15 protein-coding genes and 1 tRNA gene are annotated in these 17,338 nt (G+C 65.7%); 8 read left to right on the forward strand and 8 right to left on the reverse strand.

The genetic code is table 11. The annotated features are described in order from the left end of the window. Positions 1 to 21: 21 nt before the first annotated feature. The 4 genes from DES52_RS04320 to DES52_RS04335 all read right to left on the reverse strand — a co-directional run bounded on the left by DES52_RS04320 (position 22) and on the right by DES52_RS04335 (position 3,406). Positions 22 to 96, reverse strand: a tRNA-Asn gene (locus DES52_RS04320). A 73-nt stretch (positions 97 to 169) separates the two neighbouring features. Beyond that, positions 170 to 1,108 (reverse strand): acetyl-CoA carboxylase carboxyltransferase subunit alpha, encoded by a 939-nt coding sequence (locus tag DES52_RS04325; protein ID WP_110885572.1) that lies wholly within the window; start codon positions 1,106 to 1,108, stop codon positions 170 to 172. Beyond that, positions 1,108 to 1,989 carry an acetyl-CoA carboxylase, carboxyltransferase subunit beta gene (gene accD, locus DES52_RS04330; protein WP_110885573.1) on the reverse strand — a complete coding sequence of 294 codons (882 nt, stop codon included), beginning with the start codon at positions 1,987 to 1,989 and terminating at the stop codon, positions 1,108 to 1,110. The genes DES52_RS04325 and accD overlap by 1 nt, the downstream gene beginning before the upstream one ends. 121 nt (positions 1,990 to 2,110) lie before the next feature. Then, entirely contained in the window at positions 2,111 to 3,406 is a 1,296-nt protein-coding gene (locus DES52_RS04335) for a thymidine phosphorylase (RefSeq protein WP_110885574.1), read from the reverse strand. A 449-nt stretch (positions 3,407 to 3,855) separates the two neighbouring features. Between DES52_RS04335 and DES52_RS04340 the strand changes: the two genes are divergently transcribed. The 4 genes from DES52_RS04340 (at position 3,856) to DES52_RS04355 (ending at position 8,817) form a co-directional block, all read left to right on the forward strand. Next, positions 3,856 to 4,488, forward strand: coding sequence for a YbhB/YbcL family Raf kinase inhibitor-like protein (locus DES52_RS04340; protein ID WP_211317860.1), 633 nt, complete (start codon positions 3,856 to 3,858; stop codon positions 4,486 to 4,488). A gap of 277 nt (positions 4,489 to 4,765) precedes the next feature. Next, positions 4,766 to 6,712 carry a threonine--tRNA ligase gene (gene thrS, locus DES52_RS04345; protein ID WP_110885575.1) on the forward strand — a complete coding sequence of 649 codons (1,947 nt, stop codon included), beginning with the start codon at positions 4,766 to 4,768 and terminating at the stop codon, positions 6,710 to 6,712. Positions 6,713 to 7,019: 307 nt separating this feature from the next. Continuing rightward, the gene (locus DES52_RS04350; RefSeq protein WP_110885576.1) at positions 7,020 to 7,826 is read left to right on the forward strand and encodes a hypothetical protein; all 807 of its coding nucleotides are present in this window, start codon (positions 7,020 to 7,022) and stop codon (positions 7,824 to 7,826) included. A 346-nt stretch (positions 7,827 to 8,172) separates the two neighbouring features. Next, positions 8,173 to 8,817, forward strand: coding sequence for a phospholipase A2 (locus tag DES52_RS04355; protein WP_110885824.1), 645 nt, complete (start codon positions 8,173 to 8,175; stop codon positions 8,815 to 8,817). A 50-nt stretch (positions 8,818 to 8,867) separates the two neighbouring features. On the opposite strand, the gene DES52_RS04360 is transcribed toward DES52_RS04355, so the two are convergent. The 3 genes from DES52_RS04360 to DES52_RS04370 all read right to left on the reverse strand — a co-directional run bounded on the left by DES52_RS04360 (position 8,868) and on the right by DES52_RS04370 (position 10,720). Beyond that, on the reverse strand, positions 8,868 to 9,095 hold the full coding sequence (locus DES52_RS04360; protein ID WP_110885577.1) for a hypothetical protein: 228 nt from the start codon (positions 9,093 to 9,095) through the stop codon (positions 8,868 to 8,870). 102 nt (positions 9,096 to 9,197) lie between these two features. Then, positions 9,198 to 10,259: an NADH:flavin oxidoreductase/NADH oxidase gene (locus DES52_RS04365; RefSeq protein ID WP_110885578.1), complete on the reverse strand. Its 1,062-nt coding sequence runs from the start codon at positions 10,257 to 10,259 to the stop codon at positions 9,198 to 9,200. Next, positions 10,256 to 10,720: an 8-oxo-dGTP diphosphatase gene (locus tag DES52_RS04370; RefSeq protein WP_110885579.1), complete on the reverse strand. Its 465-nt coding sequence runs from the start codon at positions 10,718 to 10,720 to the stop codon at positions 10,256 to 10,258. The genes DES52_RS04365 and DES52_RS04370 overlap by 4 nt, the downstream gene beginning before the upstream one ends. A gap of 238 nt (positions 10,721 to 10,958) precedes the next feature. Between DES52_RS04370 and trpE the strand changes: the two genes are divergently transcribed. From trpE to trpD, 3 genes are all read left to right on the forward strand, one after another. Next, positions 10,959 to 12,365, forward strand: a complete 1,407-nt coding sequence (trpE, locus tag DES52_RS04375) for an anthranilate synthase component I (protein WP_110885580.1) — start codon at positions 10,959 to 10,961, stop codon at positions 12,363 to 12,365. Positions 12,366 to 12,377: 12 nt separating this feature from the next. Then, positions 12,378 to 12,992 carry an anthranilate synthase component II gene (locus tag DES52_RS04380; RefSeq protein ID WP_110885825.1) on the forward strand — a complete coding sequence of 205 codons (615 nt, stop codon included), beginning with the start codon at positions 12,378 to 12,380 and terminating at the stop codon, positions 12,990 to 12,992. A gap of 67 nt (positions 12,993 to 13,059) precedes the next feature. Further along, positions 13,060 to 14,091, forward strand: coding sequence for an anthranilate phosphoribosyltransferase (gene trpD / locus DES52_RS04385; protein ID WP_281268557.1), 1,032 nt, complete (start codon positions 13,060 to 13,062; stop codon positions 14,089 to 14,091). 3 nt (positions 14,092 to 14,094) lie between these two features. Here trpD and alr read toward each other — a convergent pair whose 3' ends face one another. Further along, the gene (gene alr, locus DES52_RS04390; protein ID WP_110885581.1) at positions 14,095 to 15,174 is read right to left on the reverse strand and encodes an alanine racemase; all 1,080 of its coding nucleotides are present in this window, start codon (positions 15,172 to 15,174) and stop codon (positions 14,095 to 14,097) included. An 83-nt stretch (positions 15,175 to 15,257) separates the two neighbouring features. On the opposite strand from alr, the gene DES52_RS04395 reads away from it, so the two are divergent. Beyond that, entirely contained in the window at positions 15,258 to 17,198 is a 1,941-nt protein-coding gene (locus tag DES52_RS04395) for a phage tail protein (RefSeq protein ID WP_245900698.1), read from the forward strand. Positions 17,199 to 17,338 lie beyond the last annotated feature (140 nt).

The raw sequence follows: 17,338 nt of genomic DNA on the forward strand, positions 1-17,338 counted from the left end.
GTCCTAGACGGGGTTCTCTGTTGGCTCGGCAGGTAGGGATCGAACCTACGACCATCCGATTAACAGTCGGACGCTCTACCGCTGAGCTACTGCCGAATATCGCTGTTGCTCACAGCGAGAAGAAGGTTAGCATGGGGTCGCGATTCGTGCAAGTGCTACGAAGTCTTGCTTAGACGAGCTCGAACACGCCAAGTTCACGAAAGCGCCGCGCACGGCCGGCGCGCAGCTCTTCGGGCTTCAGGGCGCTCAACTCGCTCAAGTGGCGCTCCAGAGACGCCCCAAGGAGCCTCGATGCCTCGTCCGCGTTCGTGTGGGCGCCGCCGTCGGGTTCGCGCACGACCTCGTCGACGATGCCGAGGCGCAGGAGATCGGGCGCCGTGAGCTGAAGCGCTTCGGCCGCCTTCGGCGCTTGCGCGGAGTCACGCCACAAGATCGCAGCGCACGACTCGGGCGAGATCACGCTGTACCACGCGTTCTCCTGAATCAAGACGCGGTTCCCGACGCCGATGGCGAGCGCGCCGCCCGATCCACCTTCACCGATGACGGCGCACACGGCGGGTACCGTGAGGCGCGCCATGCGTTGAATGCTTTGAGCGATCGCCCACGCTTGGCCGCGCTCCTCGGCGTCGATGCCGGGGTAGGCGCCCGGCGTGTCGATGAGGGCCACGACGGGCAGACGGAACTTGTCGGCGAGGTCCATGAGGCGAATCGCCTTGCGGTACCCCTCGGGGTTGCTCATGCCGAACCGGCGCTTCACGCGCCCCTTCGTGTCGCGTCCCTTTTGCTGCAGCAGCAGCATGACGTGCCGCTCGCCGAGCTTGGCGGGCCCGCCGATCAACGCGGTGTCGTCTCCGAAGGTGCGGTCGCCGTGAAGCTCCACGAAGTTCGTGACGAGGCGTTCGACGTAGTCGAGCGCCGTCGGTCGTCCGGGCGTGCGCGCGAGTTGCACGCGCGCCCAGCGCGGCGAGTCCGGTTCGCGCTCGCGGTCGACGCGCAGCAGCCGGTCGCGCAGGACCTTGAGTTCCGTCTCGAAATTCTCGCCCGTTTCCCGCGCGAGCTTTTCCAAGTCGCCGATTTGACGTTCCAGATTGCGGCGGATGTCGGCCATCACGCGCCTCCGGCGGCGACCGGACTCGGCGTCTCGGTTCGGGCGCTCGTGAAGCTTTCGAGCAGCTTCACGAGAAGGGCGCGTTGCTCGCGGCGATCCACGACGAGATCGACCATGCCGTGCTCCAACAAGAACTCCGAGCGTTGAAACCCTTCGGGCAGACTTTGACGAATCGTCTGTTGAATGACACGTGGCCCCGCGAAGCCGATGAGTGCGCCCGGCTCGGCCAGAATGACGTCCGCGATCGTCGCGAAGCTCGCCGTGACGCCGCCTGTCGTCGGATCCGTGAGAATCGAGACGTAGGGCAGGCCCTTCTCGGAGAGGTGCTCGAGGGCGACCGTCGTCTTCGCCATTTGCATGAGGCTCAGCGCGCTTTCTTGCATGCGCGCCCCGCCGGACGCGGCGACGAGGATCAACGGCAGTCCTTCACGCGCGGCGTGCTCGGTGATTCGCGCGATTTCCTCGCCGACGACGCTGCCCATGGATCCGCCCGAGAACTCGAAGTCCATCAGGGCCACGGCGACCGAGATGCCTTCCACGCGGCCCGTCCCGGTGAGAATCGCGTCGGGACGTCCCGTCTTCTGCTGCGCGCGGGCGAGTCGAGCCGTGTAAGGCTCGGTGTCCACGAAATTCAGGGGATCGAGGGGCCGCACGTGCCCGCTGAACTGCACGAAGCTGCCCTCGTCGAGCAGGACGCGCGCGCGCACGTCGGCGCCGAGCCGCGAGTGGTTGCCGCACGTCGGGCACACGAAGGCGTTCGCCTCGTAGTCCTTGTTGTAGATGTTCGTCTTGCACGCGCCGCACTTCGTCCACAACTCCGGGACGTCGTTCTCGGCGGCCTGCACGGGTTTCTTCCGTCGAAAGAACTTGTCGAGGGCCAAAGCGGTGTCTCCTTTGTGAGCGGTCGTCGCGCCGAACGATTCGTCGAGCGACTCGAACGAACGACCGCTTCACTTCATCTCGGCATTCTAGCCGTCTCGATCACGTGGGATTGAACCGGGTTCAAGCGCCGACGCGCTTCAGGACGAGCGGCGGCACGCTCGGCGGCTCGTTCGCCACCCCGAGCCCTTCTCGCAGGAGCGTCAAGGCGCGCTCCACGCCGCGCTCGCGGTGGTAGACGCGCGCGATGACCTCACCGGCCTCGACCTCGTCGCCCGGCTTGTGCAGCACTTCCACGCCGACGCCGTGATCGATCGCCTCGTCCTTGCGCTCGCGTCCGCCTCCGAGCGCGAGAACCGCGCGTCCCACGGCAAGGGCGTCCACCTCGCTCAAAAAGCCGCTCGACTCGGCCGTCACCTCGGCGCGTCCGGGCGCCACGTCGAACTTCGAGGGATCGTCGATGTAGCTGGCGTCACCGCCTTGCGCCGCCACGAACGCCCGCAACTTCGCGAGCGCCGATCCGTCGCGAATCACGTTCCGCGCCCGCTCCTCGGCTCGACGCGGAGTCTCGCCGTGCGCGACGAGCGCTTCTTCCGCGAGCGCGAGGCACAGATCGAGCAGGTCGCGTGGCCCCTCGCCGCGCAGCGTCCAAATCGCCTCGATCACCTCGAGGCTGTTGCCCGCCATGTGGCCGAGCGGCGCGCTCATGTCGGTCAGCAGGGCGCGGACGTTTCGGCCCGCCAGCGTTCCGATCTCCACCATCGCCTGCGCGAGCTTCTCGGCGTCCTCGGGCGTCTTCATGAACGCGCCCGCGCCGACCTTCACGTCGAGCACGATCGTCTTGGCGCCCGCCGCGATCTTCTTGCTCATGATGCTCGACGCGATGAGGGGCACGCTCTCCACCGTCGCCGTGACGTCGCGCAGCGCGTACAGCAGCCCGTCGGCGGGCGCGAGATTCTTGCTTTGCCCGACGAGCGCGATGCCCACTTCGCGCGCCTGACTCAGAAATTCCTCGTCGCTGAGCTGATCGCGCCAGCCGGGGATGCTTTCGAGCTTGTCGATCGTGCCGCCCGTGTGCGCGAGGCCACGTCCGCTCATCTTCGCGACGGTGAGGTTCAGGGCGGCGAGCATCGGCGCGAGGACGAGGCTCGTCTTGTCGCCCACGCCGCCCGTCGAGTGCTTGTCCACGGTGTCGCGGAGCCCCGCGAGGTCCAGCACGTCGCCGCTTTCGGCCATGACGAGCGTGAGGTCCGTCGTTTCCCTGGGCGTCATGCCGCGCAAGAAGACCGCCATCAGCCAGGCCGCCACTTGGTAATCGGGCACTTGCGCGCGAGCGAACCCGCCGACAAGCGCGTTCAATTCTTCGCGCGAGTGCTCACCGCCGTTCCGCTTCTTTTCGATGAGTTCCGGAATGGTCATGACGTACGTTACCGCACGTTTCTCGATCTGGGCACAAGCGCTCCGAGAAGGAAAATCGTGATGCTCGCCGAAGAGAGTATCGAAGAGAGAAAGGTCTCTGTACGCTCGCCTCACGTGCTTGGGGTCTTCGCCTCATACGCTCCGGGGGAAGCGAAGACATTTGCCTCGGAAGGAGCGCCATGTCGTACGTCAAGGTCGGCCGGGAGAACGGGCAGGACATCGAGGTGTACTTCTTGGACCACGTTCGTGGACCGCCCACGGCCCCGATGCACGGCTTCCCCCTCGACGAACCGCTTGGGAGCGCCAGGAAGCACCCTTTTGCAGGCCGAATACCGCGTGATCACGGACGACCGCCACGGATTCGGGCCGTCGAGCAAGCCACCGGTCGGTCATGACGACCACGTCCTCGGCACGTGATGAAAGAGGACGAGATGAAAGGGAGGAACTTTATGTCGAACGCTCTCACCCACCGTGTCCTGCCCGCCGCCACGCTCGCGGCCTTGCTGTCCGCTTGTGCCCCGACGCTCACCCTTGGCGGCAATCCTGCTGGCGCGCGCCTCAGCGTGGCGCAACCCGGCGGAACGGTCTCGGCGGGCACGTTGACCCTCAGTAGCCCGCAGTTCGCGAACGGCGGCCGCATCGCGAACGAGCAATCCGCCAACGTCTTCGGATGCACGGGCGGCAACGTCTCGCCTACCTTGACGTGGAGCGGCGCTCCGGCAGGCACGCAAAGTTTCGCCTTGACGATGTACGACCCCGACGCGCCCACCGGCAGTGGCTTTTGGCACTGGATCGTGTACAACATTCCCGCGACGGCCACGAGTTTGTCGCTCGGTGCGGGCGCCGCTTCAGGCACGGCCCTGCCCGCCGGGACTCGTCAAGGCGCGGGAGACGCGGGTACGGTGGGCTACCTTGGCCCGTGCCCGTCCGTGGGCGATCCGCCGCACCGCTACGTCTTCACTCTGTACGCGCTGAACCGCACGCTCGACATTCCTGCCAACTCGGCGCCCGCCATCGTCGGGTTCAACCTCGACGGGTCGACCATCGCCAGGACCACCCTCACCGGGTTCTTCGGACGGTAAGAGCCGTTGATACGAAGAGGCGAGCCTCAGTGGAGGGGCTCGCCTCTTCTCCATTTCGCCTATTGGCATTCCCGATCGCAGCCGCTACACTCCTTGTCATGAAGCGCCTGATGCCCCGACAACCGTTGGTGAGGCTCGGCGCTGCTTTCGAGCAAGTCACGCGAACGTTCTGAAGCCAGACGCGGCGATGGTGCCGTTCGTCTGGCTTTTGCCGTGTCGTGAACGCTCGACCGCTCCGCGTGCGGAGCGAAAAGAAACGGAGGCTATACTTCAGCTTATGCAAGTCACCTTGCCCGACGGTAAACAGCTCGACCTCGCCGACAACGCGACCGCGATGGACGTCGCGCGCTCCATCGGTCCGCGCCTCGCCCAAGACGCGATCGCCGCCCGCGTCGACGGTATCCTGCACGACTTGATGACCCCGCTGCCTTCAGGCGCGCAGATCGGCATCGTCACGAAAAAGAACATGAACGACGCCGAGGAAGTCTGGCGGCATACCCTCGGCCACGTCATGAGCCAAGCGGTCGGCCAGTACTACAAGGAAAAAGGCCACGCGCCCGAAAGCGTCAAGCGTGGCGTCGGCCCCGTCATCGAGAACGGCTTCTACCAGGACTTCGACCTTCCCGAGCCGCTGCGCGAAGAGGACCTGCCCGAAATCGAGCGGCGCATGGCCGCCATCCTCGACGCGAACCTCGACGTGACTCGGCGGGAAGTCAGTAGGGAAGAGGGCCTAAAGTTCTTCTCGTACGATCCTTACAAGGTCGAATTGATCTCCGAACTGCCCGACTCCGCGCCCATCACCCTCTACAGCCAAGGAGACTACACCGATTTGTGCCGCGGGCCGCACGTGCCTCGCACGGGCGTCTTGCCGAAGTCGTTCAAGCTCATGAGCACCTCCGGCGCGTACTGGCGCGGCTCGGAAAAGAACCCCATGCTGCAACGCGTGTACGGCGTCGCCTTCGCTACCCAAAAGGAACTCGACGAGTACCTGCACCTCTTGGAGGAAGCCAAGCGCCGCGATCACCGCCGCATCGGCAAGGACCTCGACTTGTTCTTCACCTCGGAAGTCATCGGGCCGGGCTTGCCCGTGTGGCTTCCCAACGGAGCGACGATTCGCCGCGAACTCGAGCGCTTCATCGTGGACCTCGAACTCGCGCAAGGCTACCAGCACGTGTACAGCCCCGCGATGGCCAAGAGCGAGCTGTACAAAATCAGCGGGCACTGGGATCACTACAAGGACGACATGTTCCCGGTCATGAAAATCGACCAAGAAGAACTCGTCTTGCGGCCCATGAACTGCCCGCACCACATCCAGATCTACGCGCACAAGCCGCACTCATACCGTGAGCTGCCCATCAAGATCGCCGAGCTCGGCACCATGTACCGCTTCGAGCAGAGCGGCCAACTGACGGGTTTGTCGCGCGTGCGCGCCATGACGCTCAACGACGCGCACATCTTTTGCCGTCCCGATCAAGTGCAAGAGGAGTTCAAGCGGGTCGTGGACCTCATTCGCGGCGCGTACGACGTCCTCGGCTTCGAGCAGTACCTGTACCGCCTGAGCTTGCGTGACCCGAACGACAAGGAGAAGTACTACCCCGACGACGCGATGTGGGAAAGCGCCGAGAACCAACTGCGTCAAGCGCTCGACGACATGGGCCTCGCCTACTACGAATCGCCCGGCGACGCGGCCTTCTACGGTCCGAAGCTCGACGTGCAGGTGCGCAGCGCTCTCGGCAAGGACGAGACGATCTCGACCGTGCAGCTCGACTTCCTGCTGCCGCAGAAGTTCGACCTCGAGTACGTCGCCGAGGACGGCTCGCGTCAACGCCCCATCATGATTCACCGTGGTGTCATTTCGACCATGGAGCGCATGACCGCCTTCCTGATCGAGAACACCGCCGGAGACTTTCCGTTCTGGCTCGCGCCGCGTCAAGTCGTCGTGGTGCCCATCGCCGACCGTCACCTCGATTACGCGCGTGAAGTCGAAGGCGCGTTGAAGTCGAGAGGACTGCGCGCCGAAACGGACGACGGGAACGATCGCATGAACGCCAAGATCCGCACCGCCGAACTCGCCAAGATTCCCGTGATCCTCGTGGTGGGCGACAAGGAGCAGGAGGCGCGCCAACTCTCCGTGCGCGAGCGCGGCAAGGGCGAGCGCAAGGGCGCGCCGCTCGACGAATTGGCGGGCGAACTCGAACGCCGCTACAAGCTTCGCGAAGCTTGAGACGTCGAAGGGAGCATGGGGACCGGGCGAACCCGGTCCCTTTTTTTGGTTTTATCGAAGGCATTTGTGTTTTTTTTGAGGATCGCGTGCTGCAATCCGATCACGTCCGCCCCGCGTACATCGTTTGTGAAGCGAGGCCGGGCTTTGCTCGTGGCATTTACATCGTCGAAGCACATCGGATCGGAAACGAGTCACGATATAAAATTGGCTCGCGTTTTAAATATCGAGACGTCATAAACAAATAAGCTTGCGAGATTAACTTTTTGTTGACCGCTCAATATACGCGGCAAACTGGAGGAAAATAATTATGAACTTCAAGGCGACTTGCATCATCGGCGTGCTGCTTCTCGGTTCCGCCTTCGCCCAGGGTGGCGTCTCGAACACCACGTCCGTCACTTCTCAAGCGCGCGCCGAACTGAGCGCCGCCGTTTTGCTCGACGCCCAAGGCCACCTCGTCGGCACGATCGACCAAGCGGGACGTGTCGTCACGTCGACCACCGTGAGCGCGGCGACGCAAGTTCGCGTGACGTTCACCAACGGCGCGAGCAAGACCTTCCAACTCGCACAGCGCCTCGAAGCGCAAAGCCGCGCCAGCCTCGACACCATCTTGGTCCAAGGAGCCGGGGTGCAAACGTCCTTGCGTCAAGCCATCCAAAGCGAGCTGGGGGCGAGCGTGCAAACGAGCGTGGACGTGGCGCAGGCACTGCGCGGCAAGCTCGTTTCGTTCGTCGACGCCACAGGTCAAGTCGTCGGCTCGATCCAAGCGAACGGCGACGTGCGAGCTTCCGCCGACCTGCGGCAAGCGACGGCGGTCGTCGTGCTTCTCGAGAGCGGCCAGCGGCTTCGTTACGATCTCGCGTCGGGCGTCGCGTTCGCTGCCGACGGCCGCTTGAACGTGGAACGCCTCGACGTCCGAGGAACGGATGGCGCGACCCCCCTCTTGAGCGTTCTCGTGAACTTGAGTCAGGGTGTGCAAGTGCAAGGCAGTAGCGACGCGACTGCACCTGCGGCGAGTGAACCGAGCGGCCCTCCGGCGACCGGCAGTGCGGGGGGCGGGGTGAGCGTCGGTATTGGCGTGGGAATCGGCATCGGTATCGGCATCGGCGGCAAGTAACGAGGACGGACGGCGGGGCTCGCCGCGCGAGATCGGCTGTTCGAGAAGGTCGGCATCCCATTCAACGTGGACGTACTCTCACGGGTGCGAATCGGGCACGCCCGATTCGCACACTTAAGGCGTTGGCAGGCCAGGAGTCAGGGGCGAGGACGGAGATCGAATGGTCGGGGCGGTCCATGGGCGTTCGAGCGCCGCCAGATCAAAAGAGCGTGCCTCAAGAACAGCGACTTCGAGGAGACTGGACCGCTTGTCATGTAGTTAAGAAATTCTTAAGGTTTGAATGATGTTCTGAGGAGGCGCCCTGTAGACTGCGGGAGTCGCTCGACTTTGAAATTGAGGTGTGTTCATGCACAAGCGTCTCTTGATGTCCGCCCTTGGGCTCGCGTCCCTTCTTGCCGCTTGCGGGCAGTCGCCCATCGCGTCCGCGACGCCGTCGGAGCGAGCGGCGTTTCTCGCCGCTCAGCCCGAATTGGAGGACGCGACGTCGCAGGCGTTCATCAGGATGTACGGCCACGACCCCGAGTTCCTCGCCAACGTCGAGCAGGCGTACGGCGGGGCGCGCGTCACGGCCACGCTGCCCGCTCAACCTCGAGTGCGGGCGCGAGACCTCGCGTCGGATCGGCTCGCGTACATCAAGAGCGTCGCGTGGGGCACGGTCGTCAATTACGACGCGCAGTACGCGAATCAAGCGGCCGTGAACGTCCGCTATCCCGGCCTCGACTGGACGCGCGACGGTTGTTCGGCGCCGAGCGGACTCGGACTCGGGTACCGCGAGGACTTCCGGCCCGCGTGCAACGTCCACGACTTCGGCTACCGCAACTTGAAGGTGTACGAGCGGACGGAAGCCAATCGCAAGACGACGGACGACGTGTTTCGCGTCAACATGAACGCGATTTGCGCGGCGAAGTCTTGGTACGCGCGCCCCGCGTGCTACTCGGCGGCGTACGCGTACTACGAGGCGGTTCGCGTCGGCGGCGCCGACAGCTTCTGAAGACGAGAAGAGGGCGGAGCGGCGTGTCGCTCCGCCCTCTTCTCGGGGCGTTACACGGCGTCGGCGGTCGCGACGAAGGCGGGCGAACGGCGCGTCAGGTCGCGCAGTGACGTCACCCACGCGGGCGTGAGGATCGTGCGGGCGTTCGACAAAGTGCCGTTGCCCGGCACGCGAAACGTCACGCGGTTGCCTTGACGCATGGCTTGCGCGGCTTCTTCGATGTCGTGCGTGACACGCTCCGGCTCGCCGTCACGTTGTACCAGAAAAACGACCGTCATGTGAAAAGCATAAAGCTTCAAGATTGAATGACGCTGCATGAAACTTCCCAGTCATGAGGTTTTTGCGCGACCTATTTCACACTCGCTTGATCCTTCTCATCGTCACTTCGCGCGGTCGTACTGCAACGGCCAGGAAAGGTCGTCCCCGAGCATTCGAGCGGCCCGCAGGGGAAAGTGTGGATCTCGCAAGAATTCCCGTGCGACCGCCACGAGGTCCGCCGCGCCGGACGTGAGCACTTCCTCGCACTGCGCGGGGTCCGTCAGGAGTCCCACGGCCATCGTCGCCACGTTCGCTTCCGCCTTGACGCGCGCCGCGAACGGAACTTGATACCCGGCGGCGACGTGGATGTTCTGCAGAGGCGAAAGGCCGCCCGAGGAGACGTCCACGACGTCGACGCCCTCGTCTCGCAGCAACTGGCTCACGGCGACCGTCTCCTCGACGTCCCACCCGCCTTCCACCCAATCGGACGCCGAGAGCCGTACGAAGAGCGGCAGGTGGTCGGGCCACGCGCTTCGAACGGCCCTCGTCACTTCCAAAAGCAGCCGCGTTCGGTTCTCGAACGAGCCGCCGTACTCGTCCTCGCGCGTGTTCGACAAGGGCGACAGGAACTCGTGCAGCAGATAACCGTGCGCCGCGTGAACTTCCACGACGTCGAATCCCGCCAAGATCGCGCGCTTCGTCGCCGCCCGAAAGTCGTCGATGACGTCCGAGATGTCGTTGCGGGTCATCGCGCACGGCGTTCGGTACGTGCCGTGGTACGGCTCGTCGGACGGGCCGAGAGGCTGCCAACCGCCCGCTTCGTCGGGCACGCCGCCCCGCCCTTTGAACGGAGAAGCGGTGCTGGCCTTGCGACCCGCGTGGGCGAGCTGCACGCCGATCAATCCGTCGAATTGATGCACGAAATCGCAGATCTCGGCGATGTTCGTGACGTGCTCGTCCTTCCACAAGCCGAGGTCGTCGGGCGAGATGCGCCCCTCGGGATTCACGGCCGTCGCCTCCGTGAAGATCAAGCCTGCTCGGCCGAGCGCGAACTGGCCGAGGTGCACGAGATGGAAGTTGTTCGCGAAGCCGTCGCGTGACGAGTACATGCACATCGGCGACACCACGAGGCGGTTTTGCAACGTGAGGGAACGCAGGGCAAGGGGCGAGAAGAGTTGGCTCACGAGTCGAGTTTAAGCGCCCGCACGCTTTGAAGGCTCTCTCCGTCTTCACCGAATTGAAAGTGGAGCGCCGCCGTCTCGCCGCGCAGCACGCTTGGCACCCAGTGAGGAGCGTCCGCCCACATCCGATCGTAGGGCAAGGCGTCCACGGCGTGCCATTCGGGCGTGACCTCGTCGCTTTCGGTCGCCTCGCCTTCCCAGCGCGTCACGACGAACACGTGCACCCACAAACTCCACGACGGCCGCCCCGCGAACTCGTGCATGACGACGCCCGCGTCGCGCAACTCCAAGGCGCGCAGACCCGTCTCCTCGAACAGTTCCCGAATGGCGGCTTCCCTCGGCGTCTCGCCGACTTCGATCTTTCCCCCGACGTCCACGAGCTTTCCCGCGCCGAACCCCGTCTTCTTGAGGCCAAGCAACACGCGACCGTCCGAGAACGGCAAGGCGACCGAGCAGCGTTTCATGACGTCAAGCTATCAGCGATCGAAGGAGCGCAAGAAGCGTGCAGGACGCCGGACGGTCACGACGGCTCGACAGCTTCCTAGACAAGTCGTCTTGCTCCTCATTCGCCGCCCGCCTATCTTGAATTCATGCGCTTCATCGCGACGTGGTGGTGGCCCAGCTAAGCCTGGGATCGCCGCGTCGTATTTTCGCAGCCCAGGCCGAGAGGCCTGGGCGCTTTCTCGTTTCCCCGGAGGATCCATGACGACCTTGACGAAACCGACTGTTCGCGTGCGAGAACTCTTCGCGGACCTCGACACGCCCGTGAGCGCCTACCTGAAAGTCGCGCGATCTCCATCCTTCCTGCTCGAAAGCGTCGAGGCGGGCGAGAAGCTCGGGCGCTACTCGTTCATCGGGGTAGGGGAGAGAGGCCGCTTCGAGTACCGAGGTGGACGCGTGACCCTTTCGGGCTCCTTCGGGGAAGGCGCGTTCGACAGCGGTGATCCGCTCGCCGCCCTGTACGACCGAATCGTGCGGCCCGTGGACGTTCCGGCCGGTCTGCCCGCCTTCGTGGGCGGCGCCGTCGGGTTCACGGCGTACGACCTCATTCGCTCGTACGAAGACCTTCCGAGCCTCAACCCCGACGAGTTGAACCTTCCCGACGCCTTGTTCGTCGCGCCCGAGGGACTCGTGATCTTCGACCACCTCGCGCACCGCCTGTTCGTCGTGGCCGTCGACGAGGACCCCGAACGAGCCGACAAGGTCGTGGAGCGCCTTTCGCGCGAATTGCGCGGCCCGCTGCCCGGCGTGCCGGGCGACCGTCCCACCTCGAAGCCGATCTTCACGAGCAACTTCACGCCCGAGAGCTTCTCGGCGGCGGTCGAGACGTGCTTGGAGTACATCCGCGCGGGCGACGTCTTCCAAGTCGTGCCGAGCCAACGTTTCACCGCCAAGCTCACGGCGCACCCCTTCGCCTTGTACCGCGCGCTTCGCTCGCTCAACCCCAGCCCGTACCTCGGCTTCCTGGACTTCGGAGACGTCACTCTCGTGGCGAGCAGCCCCGAGAGCCTCTTGAAATCCGACGGCGCGGAGATCGTCACGAAACCCATCGCCGGAACGAGACGGCGCGGCGCGAGCGCGTCGCAGGACGACGCGCTCGCCGACGAACTGCTCAACGACGAGAAGGAACGCGCCGAGCACCTCATGCTCGTCGACTTGGGACGCAACGACCTCGGGCGGGTCGCGAAGTACGGCTCGGTTCGTGTCGAGAACGCCTTCAGCGTCGAGCGGTACAGCCACGTCATGCACCTCGTCTCGACCGTGAAGGCGACGCTCGCTTCCGGCAAGACGCCGTTGCACGCTTTGGCGAGCGTTCTGCCGATGGGCACCGTGTCGGGCGCGCCGAAGATCCGCGCGATGGAGATCATCGAGGAAGTCGAGCCGACGCGGCGCGGTCCTTACGGCGGCGCCTTCGGCTACATCTCTTTCACGGGCGCGCTCGACATGGCCCTCACGCTGCGTACGATGGTGATCACGAACGGACACGTCCACATCCAAGCGGGCGCGGGCATCGTCGCGGATTCCGATCCGGACAGCGAGTACCAGGAAACGAAGAACAAGGCGGCCGCCCTCATCAAAGCCGTCGAACTCGCCTGCGAAGGGCTTTGAAAGGTGGACGTCATGACCCGGATCCTCGTCGTCGACAACTACGACTCGTTCACGTACAACCTCGTGCAGTACCTCGGTGAGCTCGGCGCGGACCTCACGGTATGGCGCAACGACGCCTTCGAACTCGCCGACGTGGCGCGGCTCGCGCCCGACGGCATCGTGATCTCGCCCGGGCCTTGCACGCCCACGGAGGCGGGCCGCTCTATCGCCGTGATCGAGGCCTTCGCGCCCGACGTTCCCATGCTCGGCGTGTGCCTCGGACACCAAAGCATGGGTCAAGCCTTCGGAGCGCGCGTGGTTCGGGCCCGCACGCCGATGCACGGCAAGACGAGCGTCATCGAGCACGACGGCTCGGGCGTCTTCGCGAACCTTTCGAACGACCTTCGCGTCACGCGCTACCACAGCCTCGTCGTCGAGGATCTTCCGAACGTCCTCGTGCCGACGGCGTGGGCGACCGAGGCGGACGGGTCACGCACCCTCATGGCGCTGAGGCACCGCGACTTCCCGACCTTCGGCGTGCAGTTTCACCCCGAGAGCGTCGCGAGCGAGGCGGGCATGGATCTGCTCTCGAACTTCCTGCGCCTCACGACCGAACGGGCGTTGCTTCCCAAGGCCGCGCCCGTGTGATATCACACCAAGAACTCGTTCTCGCACCATTTTCCCCCTCGAAGACCACGGCGCAAGGAGCGGTATCTTGACGATCCTCGGCAAGTTGATGAACGGCGACACCCTCTCGCAAAGCGAGGCGGCGGATTTCATGCGGTCCGTCATGGCGGGCGAGGTGACGTCCGTGCGTCTCTCGGCCGCCCTGGCCGCCTTGCGCGTGCGCGGAGAGACGCCCGAGGAGATTGCAGGCTTCGCGACCGCCATGCGCGAATTCGCCGTGAAGCTTCCCGTTCGGCGCGGCGGCGTCCTGCTCGACACCTGCGGAACGGGCGGTGACGGCGCCCATACCTTCAACATCTCCACGACCGCCGCCTTCGTCGTCTCGGCGGGCGGCGTGCGCGTCGCCAAGCACGGAAACCGCGCCGCGTCCTCGCGGGCGGGCAGCGCCGACCTCCTGGAGGCGCTCGGCGTGAACATTGAGGCGACGCCCGAGGTCATCGCGTCCGCCGTGAACGAGCTCGGCATCGGCTTCATGTTCGCGCGCAACTACCACCCCGCCATGCGCTTCGCGGCGCCCGTACGCGCGGAACTCGCGACGCGCACGGTGTTCAACGTCCTCGGACCGATCACCAATCCCGCAGGCGCCACGCATCAAGTCGTGGGGGTCTTTTCGCCGAGTCTCACGCGCAAGCTCGCCGAGGTGCTCGCTTTGCTCGGCACGTCGGGCGCGATGGTCGTGCACGGCGCGGGGCTCGACGAGCTCACCGTGTGCGGGCCCACGACGGTGTCCGAATTGCGTGGCGGCGTCGTCCGCGACTTTCTGCTGCACCCCGAGGACGTGGGCCTTCCGCAGCACGACGCCGCTTTGCTCGCTGGAAACGGTCCCGACGAGAACGCCCGAATCACGAAGGCGATCTTGCAAGGGCACGGCACGCCCGCCCAACGCGACGTCGTCGCTTTGAACGCGGGCGCGGGATTGTACTTGGCGGGCAAGGCCAGCGACTTGCGCGGCGGCGTGACGTTGGCGCTCGACGTCTTGTCGAGCGGGGCCGCGTGGGAGAAGCTGGAACGCTACGCCGCGTGGACGCGCGGCGAGGTGCCCGCCCGAGCTACGCACTGAAAATCAGGGGCGTACAGGCAAAGGAGCCACCTCGCGGCGCACGCGCTCCCCGAGGCGCGTCAACACCTCGTACACGTTCGTGCCCGCCGCCTCCGCCCACGCCTCGGCGGTGAGGAGGTCGCTTCCGAAAACCTCCACCCACTCGCCCGGCCGTACGTCGAGGCCGTCCACGTCCACCATGCACTGATCCATGCAAATACGTCCCAGAACCGTTCGTGGCTCCCCGCGAACGATCACGCGCGCTTTCAGGGAAGCGCGCCTCGGCAAGCCGTCCGCGTACCCCATGCCGACGGTGGCGACCCGAGTTTCGCGCGGCGCTCGCCACAACCCGCCGTAGCTCACCTCTTCGCCCGCCCGAACGGTCTGAACGTGCGTCACGCGCGCCCGAACGCGCAACGCGGGACGCAGAGGCACGACGTTGCTCAGGTGCGTCTCTGCCGGAAAGCCGTAGGACGCGATGCCGGGCCGCACGAGGTCGAAAGCCGCGCTCGGTCCGAAGCTCAGCAAGGCGCCCGAGTTGCTCGCGTGCCTTAGTACGCCGGTCGGCACGTCCGCCACGACCGCTTGAAAGCGCCGCAGCTGCTCGCGGGCATGCGAGAGGTCGGGCTCGTCGGCGCGTGAGAAGTGCGTCATCACGCCTTCCAAGCGTCCCGACTCCGCGAGCGCCGCGACGACGTCCGCCGCGTCCTCCCACCACACGCCGAGGCGGTTCATGCCGGTGTTCACCTTGAGGTGCACTCGGGCGCCTTCAGGCAGCGAGGCGGCGTCTTGCAGTGAACTCACCGTGAGGCGCACGCCGAGGGCGGCGAGTTCCGCTCCTTCCTCGGCGGCGAACGGCGTGAGCAGCACGACGGGCTTGCCACCGGACGCCTCGACGGCGTCCACGGCTTCCGTCGGGGTCGCGACCGCGAATCCCCACACGCACGCGAGGTCGCGCGTCGCCTCCACCGCGAGGCGCAGACCGTGCCCGTACCCGTTGGCTTTCACGGGTAGCAGCACGGGAGCGTGCGCGAAGCGGGACAAGGCGAGGATGTTCGCCCGCAAGTGATGGGGAAGCAGTTCGGCGACGGCGCGAGGCAACATAGAAGCAGCATAAAGCCGAGCCCTTGGCCGTGACATCCTTGAGGCGAGTTCTCATGACGCTTCACCTACAATTCAGCTCGATCATGAACATGATGCTCGCGCGTCGCCTTGCCACCGCCTCCATCGCTTTCCTCGCCGTCTCTTGCGGATTGGCACTCGCGCAAGCGGGCGGAGAGCTTCCCCTCGTGTCCGTCGGCGACGGACTTCGCTGGAATCAGCCGCAGGAAGTGTACACGCTCGTCGTGCCGCCCGAAGCGGCCAACACGCCCGTGAACTTGCAAGTTTACAGCCCCGCCCTCGACCTCGCCGACTACGCCGACGGTCGCGCCACGACCGGCTATTACGGCGACGAACTTTACGACCGCAGCGCCGCCTTCGAGACGACCTTCACCCTCAGCGGTCCCAACGGCGTCGTACTGCAGCGCACGTACGGCACCTCGCGCGAGCACGCCTGGGAAAGCTTCGTTGCCACCGCTCTCCCGGCGGGAACGTACACCTTGAGCGTGACGTCGAAAGGCAACGGCAAGAACGCCTTCGCCTTGCGGACCGCGCCCGGTTTTTCCTTGCAGGCGTCGGACTTCACTGTGAACGCCCGTGGCGTGGGCACGCCCTTGCTCGCCGCTCGCCTCACCGTTTCGTCCGATTGGGTCGGACGCACCGTTCAACTGTCGAATTACGACGGGGATGGAGCGAGCGAGCTCAAACTCGAGCTCAACTTGCCCAACGGAACGAAGCGAGCCCTCTCGGTTTCCGGCGACCTCGCGCTCGCCACGGACAGCATCCAAGTGACGCCGGAACTCGTCGGCGAGTGGGTCGTGTACGCCTTCGTGCAACCTGCCACCAAGCAGTACTCCAACGCCGTCACCTTGCGCTTGCGGCAGGGAACCGAGTCGGCCCTCGCCCGCATCCCGACCTTCAGCCCTCCGGCGGGCGTGCCGCTCACGCGCTCGCTGATCGTGGACGTGGTCGATCCGCAAGGCCGCCCCATTCCCGGCGCGTCCTACTCCGTCGGCAACGACAACGTCGTTCGCCCGCGCCTTCCCGAAGGCTTCGTGCCGGTCAGCAGCAGCGTCCTCGAAGGGCGCGGCGACGTCACGTCCAGCACAGAGGTGCGGTTGCGTGACCCCGCGGGACGCGTCCGCTTCGTCGCGCGGCAACCCTCGGGCACGCTGAGCGTGGACGTCGTCGCGACGTTCGGAACGTCCCGCGTTCCCTTGACGGGCGTTCCCATCGAGGTGGGTGGACGCGTGCAGAACGCGCCCTTCACGCTGCCCTTGGCTCCGGGTGACTACACGGTGAATCCCACGCCCTTGCCGGGCTCCAACGTCGCCGCGCGACCGACGCGCGTCACGGACAGCGGCAACAGCCGCGTCACCATCGAGTACGCCGTGCGGGCCGACGTCACCTTGCTGACCGCTCCGGACGTCGTCGAGGCGTGCGACGTCACGCAGCTGACGGCGCTCGCGCGCACGGAGTTCCCCTTCCGCTTGCCCGCCAGCGTCGTGATGACCTTGCCGGTCGGTTGGGAAACGGATTACCCGCTCAACTTGCGCGGTGACCTCAGCGCCGCCACCCCGCTTCGTCTGCGCGTTCCCGCCCGGGTGTGCCGCAGCGACGAAGCTGAGGCGACTCTCGAAGGCACGGCCCTGAGCGCCAAGGGAAACGCCCGCGTGCGCAATCCCACGGGAGCCAACGTCACGCGCGCCGCCCTCGGCGCGCGAGCTCGCCTCGCGAAGACGCTCGTCGCCGTGGACGGCGGATACGCCGTGACGCTGCAGATCACGACGGAAGGCGTGATCGACAACCTTCGCGTGGTCGATCCCCTGCCGAGCGGCGGCACCAGTCCCGCGGTGCGCGGTCCTCTGAGTCTCGGCGGCCCGGGCGGTCAATCGCTCACGCCTCGCGCCGACGGCGACACGCTTTTGCTGGGCCGCTTGGAGGCGGGCACGTACACCCTCACGTACACCCTTTTTACCGACCTTCCGCCTGACCGCGCCACCACCACGCCCGACCTCACTTGGTGAAGCGGAACGCGGCCGCCTTCGTCTGAGACAACGCACGCCCTGGCCCACTGCCGATCGGGGATAATTGTCCCCGATCGGCAGTGAGCGCGCCGCGCTTGTGCCAGCGCGGGTTTTTTCACAAGTGTGTGCCGTACTACAGC

The organism is Deinococcus yavapaiensis KR-236, assembly GCF_003217515.1.
GTDB lineage: Bacteria > Deinococcota > Deinococci > Deinococcales > Deinococcaceae > Deinococcus_A > Deinococcus_A yavapaiensis.

Bases quoted from the DNA above. Each gene is read 5' to 3' on its own strand.
- DES52_RS04350 (WP_110885576.1), top strand. From the start codon at position 7,020: ATGAACTTCAAGGCGACTTGCATCATCGGCGTGCTGCTTCTCGGTTCC.
- DES52_RS04360 (WP_110885577.1), bottom strand. From the start codon at position 9,095: ATGACGGTCGTTTTTCTGGTACAACGTGACGGCGAGCCGGAGCGTGTC.
- DES52_RS04380 (WP_110885825.1), top strand. From the start codon at position 12,378: ATGACCCGGATCCTCGTCGTCGACAACTACGACTCGTTCACGTACAAC.
- DES52_RS04370 (WP_110885579.1), bottom strand. From the start codon at position 10,720: ATGAAACGCTGCTCGGTCGCCTTGCCGTTCTCGGACGGTCGCGTGTTG.
- DES52_RS04340 (WP_211317860.1), top strand. From the start codon at position 3,856: ATGTCGAACGCTCTCACCCACCGTGTCCTGCCCGCCGCCACGCTCGCG.
- alr (WP_110885581.1), bottom strand. From the start codon at position 15,174: ATGTTGCCTCGCGCCGTCGCCGAACTGCTTCCCCATCACTTGCGGGCG.
- DES52_RS04325 (WP_110885572.1), bottom strand. From the start codon at position 1,108: ATGGCCGACATCCGCCGCAATCTGGAACGTCAAATCGGCGACTTGGAA.
- DES52_RS04335 (WP_110885574.1), bottom strand. From the start codon at position 3,406: ATGACCATTCCGGAACTCATCGAAAAGAAGCGGAACGGCGGTGAGCAC.
- trpE (WP_110885580.1), top strand. From the start codon at position 10,959: ATGACGACCTTGACGAAACCGACTGTTCGCGTGCGAGAACTCTTCGCG.
- DES52_RS04395 (WP_245900698.1), top strand. From the start codon at position 15,258: ATGAACATGATGCTCGCGCGTCGCCTTGCCACCGCCTCCATCGCTTTC.
- DES52_RS04355 (WP_110885824.1), top strand. From the start codon at position 8,173: ATGCACAAGCGTCTCTTGATGTCCGCCCTTGGGCTCGCGTCCCTTCTT.
- thrS (WP_110885575.1), top strand. From the start codon at position 4,766: ATGCAAGTCACCTTGCCCGACGGTAAACAGCTCGACCTCGCCGACAAC.